This is a genomic window from Paenibacillus whitsoniae, assembly GCF_003955665.1.
In the GTDB taxonomy this organism is placed as follows: domain Bacteria; phylum Bacillota; class Bacilli; order Paenibacillales; family NBRC-103111; genus Paenibacillus_E; species Paenibacillus_E whitsoniae.
This window is the reverse complement of sequence record NZ_RXHU01000105.1, coordinates 1-9,879: the sequence shown is the minus strand read 5'-3', so window position 1 is coordinate 9,879 and position 9,879 is coordinate 1. Positions and strand designations below refer to the sequence as shown.

Below are 9,879 nucleotides of genomic sequence, written 5' to 3'. Positions count from 1 at the left end.
CTATACGCTCGCGGATTGGTTGCGAGTATCTGATCTTCATTTCGGTCATTATCGCAAGGTGATCAAGGATTCCCAGATTCTAAGATGGACGTGGAACAGCGCGGTGATCGGCGTGTTAACGACGGTCCTCTCGCTTCTGTTCAGCTCCTTGGCGGCGTTTGCGTTCTCGAAGCTGCCTTTTCGTTCCAAAGGCTTTTTCTACATCCTGATCGTCTCCGGTCTGCTCATTCCGACGGAAGCGATACTTATTCCGCTGTATGAAACGACGCTTCATTTAAAGCTGATTGATAACATTTGGGCGATTATTTTGCCGGGACTTACGAATCCGCTGGGCATTCTGTTGCTGAAGCAGTTCATGGACGGTGTGCCCAAGGATTACATTGAAGCGGCTCAGATGGACGGCTGCCGCAATCTCGGTCTCTGGGCGAGAATCTGCTTGCCGCTGACCCGATCGGCGATAATTTCCGTCGGCATTTTCTATTTTATTATTTCGTGGAACAATTTCCTGTGGCCGTATTTATCTATTACTTCGCAGGAGAATATGATTCTTTCGGCAGGACTCCCTACCTTTTTGTCGAATAATACGATGTCCTTGAATCTGATTATGGCAGCCAGCAGTATAGCGGCGATTCCGACGATTCTGGTGTTTGCGATTCTGCAGCGGCATATTGTGCAGGGCGTGGCTATGTCCGGGATTAAAGGATAAGGCAGGACTATTCCTAAAAATTTGAGAAGGGCGGCGCAAGACGATGCATCCCACACCTGAAACTGCGCGCCCCTCCCGCTGGAAACCGCTAAGAAATCGGCTGTCAACGCTGACAAGCTCCATCCGGGTCAAGTGGATGCTGCTTTTATTTCTATTTTCGCTGACTCCGCTGCTGGCTTTGGGGTTTATTTCGTTTTCGATTTCGAAGTCGACGATTAACAGCAAAGTAACGGAGTACTCCGAGCAGCTGCTTAAGCAAACGGCTGAGAATGTAGATACCCGTCTGGGTATCTATAAAGACATGATGATGCAAGTCGTGGGCAATAACGACATTGTCTCCATGCTCCGTACGATGGACCGAGCCGATGGGGAACAGTACGATCTCGACAGTCTTTCGCTGACGACGAAGCTGTCGACCATTATTGCAATCAATCAGGATTTGCAGTCGATTTCATTTATTTCTAATCAGCACTATATCAAAGGGATTTATCGCTGGAAGGATCGCAACAAGGAGACGGTCGCGCCGTTTCTGCAAACGCTGGATGACGGGAGCAATTTTCGCTGGTTTTCCACCCGGCTCGGCACGTATGTCGACAGTTTGAACGCCCAGACGGTGCCTGTCTTTTCGCTGGCGAAGCAGATTTACAAAATGTCGGATGACAGTCCCGTGGGGATCGTGGCCGTTCTGGATATTCGCGAGGATGTGCTGAAAGAAATCGGTTCGCGCACGACGAAGAGCCAGATGGATATTCAGAGCTTTGTCATCGACGGCAAGGGGCAGATGATTTCGTATCCGGACAACAGCCTGCTTGGCAAAAGTGTAAAGGAAGTGCTCGGCGAGGACGGCTTCAAAGCGCTGATGAGCACAGGCGCCGGCGAGCGCGGCTTTCCGCTGAAATATCAAGGGCAGAAGTTGATCGTCAATTCGAAAAAGCTGCATACGAACGACTGGATCGTCGTGAATGTGATCTCGGAGTCCTCACTCTATAAGGATTCGAATCGGCTGCTGCAGATTTTGATGATCATCGCGCTTATTTGCATTCTGTTCTCTGTGTTAACCGCCTTTCTGCTGGCGGGGTCGATCTCGAAGCCGATTCTGCGCATGATCAAGTTGATGCGGCAGGTAATGTCCGGGGATTTGACCGTCCGTTTCAAAGCGAAACGCAGGCATGATGAATTCGACGTCCTCGGCGAAAATTTCAATTACATGGTGAGCCGGATTGATGAGCTGCTGGCCGCCGTCTATGAAGAGCAGAACCAGAAGCGGGTGGCCGAACTGAAAGCGCTTCAGGCGCAGATCAACCCGCATTTTCTCTATAACACGCTAGATGTGATCAAGTGGACGGCGCTGCTGCAAAAAGCGAATAACGCCGCCGAAATGGTCAGTCTGCTCTCCAGGCTGCTGCGGATTTCGCTTGGCAAAGGCGAGGAAACGGTCACCGTGGAGGAGGAACTCGAGCATGTGCAGTGCTATCTCGGCATTCAGAAGTTCCGGTTTAATTTTGCCATCGAGACATTTGTCGAGCTTGAAGATGACGTGCGGCCGTTGCGGACGCCGAAGCTGATTTTGCAGCCGATCGTGGAAAATGCGATCAAGCATGCGTTCCCCGACCAGGAAGCGGGCGGCGAAATTCGGATTCGCTGCTATCGGAGCGGGGACGGCGTTACGTTCGAGATTCGAGATAACGGCTGCGGCATGGAGCCTGCGCTGGTGGCGAGCTTAAACCGGTTTGAAATGGGCGTGGACAAAGCGGGCGGAATCGGCCTCCCGAACGTGGACGAGCGGATCAAGCTGATCTGCGGCAAAATGTACGGACTCAACATTCAGAGTGAACCGGGAGCCGGCACGTGCATACGGATTCAGCTTCCGGAAATGAAGTAGGTGAAACAGATGCATCGCGTAGTACTTGTGGAAGACGAATATATCGTCCGGTTCGGCATCAAGTCGATGATCGACTGGGAAAAGCTCGGCCTGACCGTGTCTGGGGAGGCGTCCAACGGTGTCGAAGCGTTGGCGTTGATTCAGGAGAATCCGCCGGATATTCTCATTACGGACATTAAAATGCCGCAGATGGATGGCATCACGCTCATTTCCGAAGTGCGTAAAGTGTGCCCACGCATGAAAATTGTCATCCTGAGCAACCTGGAGGATTTTCAGTATGCCAAAGAAGCGATACGGCAGGGGGTATCGGATTATGTGATCAAATCGGATATGATGCCGCGCGATTTTGAGAGCATGCTTGCCAAGGTCAAGGCTTCGATCGCAGAAGGGGCGCATGCTGGCGGGGAGCATCCGCATGTGGCTGTCGAGCCGCTCCTCCGGGAGAAGCTGCTGCTTGAGCTGATCGAAAGCGGCGAGCGCAGCGCGGAAAGCCGGAAGGCGCTGGCCGGCAAGGCAGCGCACACGGCGCTTAAGCCCCCGCTTTGTCTGCTGCACGTGAGCAAGCAAGCCGGGGAGCCGGGTATTCGCCATGGCGGCGAGTCCGCCATTCGCCAAGCACTGGCAGAGGTGCTTCCGGCGTATGCGGAAGTGCAAGCGGAGGTTTTCGCCGACCGTCTGGGCGAAGTGAATGTGGTGCTTGGCGGCAAGGAGGCTGGGAAGCCGGAATCGTCGGAGCAGGCGTGGCAGCTGGGCGAGGCGCTGCTGGTGAGGCTTCGGGACGACTGTGCGCTGACCGCTACGGTCGGCATTTCCCGCAGCGTGACTGGTTGGACGGAGCTGCCACAGGCGTATGAGCAAGCCGTTGCGGCTGCGAAATACCGCATGTTTATCGGCGAAGGCATCGTCATCCGCTATGGCGTGGATTATGTGGGGGCGCGATCGGTGGGAACCGAGATGATCAAGATCAGCCCGCAGCAGATTCACGCTATGGTCTATGCTGCGCAAGGGAAAGAGCTGCGGAGCTATTTGGAGGCGATTTTCAGCGAGATGGCGCTGCGCCAAGACTACGAGCTTGTGCAAATCGTCTCGCTCGAGCTGCTGATTCAGCTCACGACGCTGTGGGCGGATATCGCAAGCGATCCGGAAAGCGTGATGGGGCTGAAGAAGCAATATTATGAGCAGCTCGCCAAGCTGGAGACGCTTGAACAGAGCAAAGCTTGGTTCATGCAGGCCTACGAGTCGCTGATTCAACACATGATCGGCGTCTACAGCAACGACCGAACGAGCATCCTCAAAGCGGTTCAGTATATGCAGATGAACTACCAGCAGGAAATGTCGCTGCAAGCGATCTCCAATCTGGTGCATCTCAGTAAAAATTATTTTGCCAATCTGTTCAAGAAGGAAATGGGCGAGAGCTTTCTGGAGCATCTGACTCTCATCCGAATCGAAAAGGCGAAGACGCTGCTCGCCAGCGAGCTGAAAACGGCGGACATCGGACATTTGGTCGGCATTCCGGATCCAAAATATTTTTCCAAGGTGTTCAAGAAGATTACCGGCGTCTCGCCGTCGGAATATCGGGCGCGCGTCAGGGGGGAAGCGTGAGCTAGGTAAAGTCAGATCAGGGTAGCTTACGCCTAATGATGAGTGCAAGCGCTTCCGTTATTGCGCGCAGAGGGAAGGAGGATCTTCTTGTTCATAAGTCGGAAAGTTTGGTGCCTGGCAGCGGTACTGCTGGTTGCCGTGTTGGGCGCAGGCTGCCAAGAGAACGATTCGTCAGGGAACGCTGGCGGACAGGGGGCCTCGGCGGGTCAGGAGATGACCGTGGAGCTGAGCTTCTGGAATCCGTTCGGCGGCGGCGAGGGCGATTATGTGGAACGCATCGTCCGTGATTTTAACGCCTCGCAGAAAGGGATTGCCGTGCGGCCGCTGCGACTGGAGTCGAACGAGTACTATGTCAAGCTGGGCACGGCACTCTCCTCCGGCAAGGGACCGGACATCGCGGTCGTTCATGCGGACCGTTTGTCGCCGTTCGTGAAGGCGAAGCAGATCGTTCCGCTGGCTGGATTGGCGCAGGAGGCGGGATTTGATTTTCATGAGGTGGATGAGCGCAATGTCAGCGCGGTGACCTTCGGCATGAAGCCTCATGCCGTGCCGCTCGATACCCATTTTCACATGTTGTATTACAATAAAACAATTCTCCGACAGGCGGGCTTGCTGAACGGGGATGAGACGCCGAAGCTCGGGGAGCTGTCGCCGGAAGGTTTTACGCAGACGCTTCAGCAGATTCGCAAAGCGGTGCCGGGCACGGAGCCGTTTGCAGTGAACACGCCCTATTTTCAGGAGCCGTTCCTCGACCTGTATTATGAGGCTGGGGGGGAACTGCTCAGCCCGGATGGGAAACAGGCGGCGGTTCATAACGACAAGGCGGTTCGCGTGCTCCAGTTTTATCAGCGGCTCTATGCGGACGGTCTGGCGGATATGAACGATAAGACGCCGTGGGATACGTTCCATAACGGGCGTGCGGCTTTTTGGATCGGCGGCGTGTGGGAAGCCGGGTATCATTTGAACGGGGCCTCGGACCGTTTCGGCATTATGGCGATTCCGCCGCTCTTCGGAAGCTCGGCGCAGTGGGGCAGCTCGCATACGCTGGTTGTGCCTTCCTATGTTTCCCGGGAGAAGCAGCAGGCGGCGATGACGTTTATGGCCTACTTCTCACGGGTTGGCAGCAAGCTGTGGGGCGAAGCGGGGCATGTGCCGGCGGGCCGAGCCGCTGTGGAAAGCGAGGCATATCAAGCGCTGCCGTATCGGAAGCTTTTTATCGAAGCGGCGAGGCATCAAGTCAAGTTCGCCCCACAAACCGACAACTATTCGACGTTGTTTACGACGCTCTCGGAGGAGCTGCAGAGCATCGTGCTCGGCGGCACGGACCCGGAGGAAGGGCTTGCGGCGCTTGAAAAGAAAATGAATGCGATTCTGACGAATTGAAGGATCGTCTGTTCTCGGCGAAATTAGAATGTACACGCTCCCGTATGTTAAAATAACAGTGGTTAAAAAAACATTCAAACAGACGAAGGAGCGGTGTAATTTGGACATTATTTTTCATGGACAAAGCTGTGTAGAAATTCGTTTCGAGGAACATACGATTATCATCGACCCCTTCTTGACCCATAATCCGCAAGCGGTTGTGAAGGCGGAAGACATAAAGGCCGACTACGTGCTCGTGACGCATGGGCATGGGGATCACCTCGGCGATACCCTTCCAATTGCGGAGCGCAACGGGGCGACGATCATTGCGCCGAACGACCTTGGCCGCTATCTCAGCTTCAAAGGTGCCGCTACGCATGGCATGGGGATTGGCGGTGCGTATCAGTTCCCGTTCGGCCGCGTAAAGCTCACGCTCGCCTTGCATGATTCTTCGTTCAACGAGCCGGGTACCAAGGAAAATATTTACACAGGGATGGCCAGCGGGTTCTTGATTACGGCAGAGGGCAAAACGATCTATCACGCCGGTGACACCGGGCTGTTCGGGGATATGAAGCTGATCGGGGAGCTGAACGACATCGATCTGGCGTTCCTGCCGATTGGGGATAATTACACGATGGGGCCCGACGATGCGGTCATTGCCGCAAAAATGCTGAAAGCAAAATGCATTGTGCCGATGCATTACAATACGTTCCCGGTCATCGCCCAGGACCCGGAAGCGTTCGTCTCCCGCCTCGCTGCGGAAAAGATCGAAGGCTATGTCATGGCGCCGGGGCACATGATCACTTTGTAGGCTGCGTCAATAGGCAAACCATCGATGTGATATTCGATGGTTTTTCTGTTTTCACGACGCGTCGGCACTTCGGCGCTGCCCACTGGCGTACTGCCACGCCGGGCAGGCTGCCGGCTCACTTCTCCTCGGGTTCCAGCTTCGCGGCGGCTTGCCGTTCTTTCCAGAAAAGAACAGTGAGCATGCGCTCGACCCATTCCTTATCTTCGGCGCTCAGCACCATGCCGTCAAAGATCAACTCGTTCTCCCGGAGAAATCTCCGTAAGTTGACCGGGACGCCAGGCTCGTAAACTTTATCCGAGGACGGCGCCTCCAGGTAGCCGGCAATGTCCATGAGCTCGGTGTAAGCGATATTCAGTCCTTCGGACAGCTTCATCAGCACGTCCGGAGAAGGGACACCGCGGTTGCCATTCTCAAGCTGCGAGATATAGCCGGCGGAGACGCCGGAGCGATCGGCCAGCTCGCGGATTGTGAATCCTTTTAGCTTGCGGATGTCGCGTAATTTATCGTAAAAGTCCAAACACGGTCACCCTCCAAAAGTTAACAATAGTAAACATGTTCATAGTAGCAGGTTGTTAGAGGAAATACAATGTTTGCGTGAAGACCCTAGCGCTGGGTGTATAAAGGAAAAGTTGGTTCGGACTTATGTTTACAAAAGTAAATAAAATGTGTTGCAAAAGATAACTAAATTGGGTATACTGGAAAAAGTTAGAGGGAGGTTGACCAGAGGCAACCAGCATAAAACAAACAAAAGAATGACAAGCCCGAGGGAAATTACGGTTGTTGGGGAGGTTATGAAGATTAGAATTAAAATAGCAGCCAAACCGGAAGCTTTTATTAAAGCTCGAATTACGAAGGGCTTTTCACAGAGAGAGTTGGCGCGCCATTCGGGGGTCAGCCATGCCTACATATCACTTTTAGAACGCCGTAAAAAAAACGTGGGACCATTCACAGCGAAGAAATTGAGCGAATTGCTTGATAAAGAAATCGAGGAACTGTTTGAGATATATATTGCATGAAGCCTGTGAAATTAGACGATTTCACAGGCTTTTTATATTTTACAAAGGGTAATCAAATTTATAAAGATTAATATCATCAGGAAATACCACTATTATTCTTTCATCCACAATCAGGATGGAAAAGTGGTACTTTCATCTCAATTCCTTACTTGAGGAAAACGCTTTAATATATAATAAATGGGCAGGAAAAATAAAGATTGTAAATGGTAAATAAAATGCGTTAGTGGAAAATAAAGTCCGTTAGTAATATTCACAAATGTAAATATTACCCCAAAGACCCTTGATATTACTGGATTCTCATATTATTGATTTCACTTCGATTACATTTCATTTACGGGAGGGGCGTATGTAGTGACTGATTCAGGATTAATTCGATCTAGGACTCGATAAGCATTTGAAGAACTATTATTCCCGATCCCATAAATGTTCTACAAATTTTCGTTCAGCAAATGCAACTTGTATATTGTGTACTTCAAATTCACTCATAGCATCCCAGGAAGGCTTTTCGTTCACAACAGAATGAGGTTGTATTCTTGCTGTATGTACAGAAGTCCATCCAGGATCACGTGGGACAGCTACTACGGACATGACTAATTTGTGCAAGTTTTGAAAGTCAGTGATACTTTTTGGCAAGATCAGCGGATGTTTAATATGGAATAGTCTGCGTCATTTTTTGTTGTAAATACAACAAAAATATTGTATTATTTTCATTTAACATATGAAAATACAATATCAGTGGAGTTGTGTATATGAATGAAATCCTACGCGAAATTGGAATGATTGCCAGAGCCTTAGATTCTATAAGTAATATAGAATTTAAAGAATTTGATCTAACAAAAGGGCAGTATTTGTACCTTGTCCGAATATGTGAGAACCCAGGAATTATTCAAGAAAAGCTAGCTGAATTGATTAAAGTAGACCGAACAACCGCAGCTCGTGCAATAAGAAACCTTGAAATTAATGGTTTTATTGAAAAGAGAGATGATGAACTTAACAAGAAAATAAATAGACTATTTCCAACAGAAAAAGGGATAAGGGTATTTCCTATTATAAAGAGAGAAAATGTCCATTCTAATAGTGTCGCATTAGCGGGATTTTCTGAAAGTGAAACAGAAACCATTTTTCATCTGCTTCAAAGAGTTAGAAAAAATGTAGAAGTTGATTGGGAATTTGTAAAAAAGGGAAACAAGCGAGTATATTGATTTTATGTAAAGGAGCTATATTTAAAATGACAGTAAAAATAAATAAGTGCGGCCTAGAAGATTTACAAATACTCCAACAAATAAGTATTGAAACATTCAACGATACATTTAGAGATCAGAATTCTCCCGAAAATATGAAAGCCTATTTGGAAAGAGCATTTAACTCTAAACAATTGGAAATGGAACTGTCCAATATCTCTTCCGAATATTATTTCATCTATTTCGATGAAGACCTTGCTGGATATTTAAAGGTCAATATTAATGATGCTCAAACTGAAAAAATGGGTGATAAGTCAATCGAAATTGAGAGGATTTATATTAGATCCGAATTTCAAGGAAAAGGGCTTGGAAAACATCTACTAAACAAAGTGGCTGAAATAGCCATTAAACAAAACAAAAAGATGATCTGGCTAGGCGTTTGGGAAAAGAATGAGCATGCAATTGCATTTTATAAAAAAATGGGTTTTGTTCAAACAGGAGCTCACTCATTTTATATGGGTGATGAAGAACAAATTGATTTAATAATGACCAAAACTCTATAATTCCATGACAGATTGGTACAGTAGAAATTATTAAAATTGGATCTTCTATTAATCCATTATTGGTTTAGTATTAAAAATATTATTAGTAATTTATTTGATGAGAGGAGAGTACAGAGCAGTATGTATATACCTTCGCATTTTGAAATTAAGGATATATCAAGTGCCTTAAAAATTATTAGAGAAAATAGTTTTGCAACATTATTTTCTCAACATGATGGGGCACCGTATGCTACCCATTTGCCACTAATTCTCGATAAAAATCAATTGTATCTTTACGGGCACTTTGCTCGACCAAATCCCCAATGGAAAGACATTAAGAATCAAAATGTGTTAGCTGTATTTCATGGTCCTCATTGTTATATCTCTCCTTCTTGGTATGAGACTGATAAGGCAGTACCTACATGGAACTATGTGACCGTTCATGTATATGGAGATGTTGAACTTATAGATGACGAAAAGGAGATAGTAGATTCTCTAAATGACATGGTAATGAAATACGAAGCTCCTGGTAGCTCTTACAGTTTGCAGGATATAGACTCTAGCTTTCTAAACGATTTGAGCAAAGGCGTTCAAGGCTTTAAAATGAAAATTAACAGAATAGAAGGGAAAGCAAAGTTAAGCCAGAATCATTCAATACAGCGACAGGAAATAGTTATTCAACAGTTAGAGAAGATCAATAATACAAACGAGCAAAGAATTTCTTCTCTTATGAAACGAAATCTTACATCATTAAACTGATATGAACGAGGCGGTCAA

The 9,879-nt window shown here is 48.5% G+C and carries 10 protein-coding genes; 9 read left to right on the top strand and 1 reads right to left on the bottom strand.

The window, feature by feature from the left end:
- The 5 genes from EJQ19_RS28250 to EJQ19_RS28230 form a co-directional block, all read left to right on the top strand.
- Positions 1–706: carbohydrate ABC transporter permease (locus EJQ19_RS28250; RefSeq protein ID WP_164716765.1), on the top strand; the 706-nt coding region annotated here is incomplete at its 5' end.
- Between the two features lie 43 nt (positions 707–749).
- Positions 750–2,588: a sensor histidine kinase gene (locus EJQ19_RS28245; protein WP_126144577.1), complete on the top strand. Its 1,839-nt coding sequence runs from the start codon at positions 750–752 to the stop codon at positions 2,586–2,588.
- A 9-nt stretch (positions 2,589–2,597) separates the two neighbouring features.
- Positions 2,598–4,190 (top strand): response regulator transcription factor, encoded by a 1,593-nt coding sequence (locus tag EJQ19_RS28240; protein ID WP_126144576.1) that lies wholly within the window; start codon positions 2,598–2,600, stop codon positions 4,188–4,190.
- Between the two features lie 87 nt (positions 4,191–4,277).
- Entirely contained in the window at positions 4,278–5,573 is a 1,296-nt protein-coding gene (locus EJQ19_RS28235; RefSeq protein WP_241243119.1) for an ABC transporter substrate-binding protein, read from the top strand.
- A gap of 100 nt (positions 5,574–5,673) precedes the next feature.
- Complete coding sequence (locus EJQ19_RS28230) at positions 5,674–6,363, top strand: metal-dependent hydrolase (protein WP_241243118.1); 690 nt, start codon at positions 5,674–5,676, stop codon at positions 6,361–6,363.
- A 115-nt stretch (positions 6,364–6,478) separates the two neighbouring features.
- Here the strand turns inward: EJQ19_RS28230 and EJQ19_RS28225 are convergent, their stop codons facing one another.
- Complete coding sequence (locus tag EJQ19_RS28225; protein ID WP_126144574.1) at positions 6,479–6,880, bottom strand: helix-turn-helix domain-containing protein; 402 nt, start codon at positions 6,878–6,880, stop codon at positions 6,479–6,481.
- Between the two features lie 274 nt (positions 6,881–7,154).
- Between EJQ19_RS28225 and EJQ19_RS28220 the strand changes: the two genes are divergently transcribed.
- The 4 genes from EJQ19_RS28220 (at position 7,155) to EJQ19_RS28205 (ending at position 9,861) form a co-directional block, all read left to right on the top strand.
- Positions 7,155–7,379: a helix-turn-helix domain-containing protein gene (locus EJQ19_RS28220; RefSeq protein WP_241243117.1), complete on the top strand. Its 225-nt coding sequence runs from the start codon at positions 7,155–7,157 to the stop codon at positions 7,377–7,379.
- Positions 7,380–8,128: 749 nt separating this feature from the next.
- On the top strand, positions 8,129–8,581 hold the full coding sequence (locus tag EJQ19_RS28215) for a MarR family winged helix-turn-helix transcriptional regulator (protein WP_126144573.1): 453 nt from the start codon (positions 8,129–8,131) through the stop codon (positions 8,579–8,581).
- Positions 8,582–8,607: 26 nt separating this feature from the next.
- Entirely contained in the window at positions 8,608–9,123 is a 516-nt protein-coding gene (gene paiA, locus EJQ19_RS28210; RefSeq protein ID WP_126144572.1) for a spermidine/spermine N(1)-acetyltransferase, read from the top strand.
- A 120-nt stretch (positions 9,124–9,243) separates the two neighbouring features.
- Complete coding sequence (locus tag EJQ19_RS28205) at positions 9,244–9,861, top strand: FMN-binding negative transcriptional regulator (RefSeq protein ID WP_126144571.1); 618 nt, start codon at positions 9,244–9,246, stop codon at positions 9,859–9,861.
- The last annotated feature ends 18 nt before the right edge of the window (positions 9,862–9,879 follow it).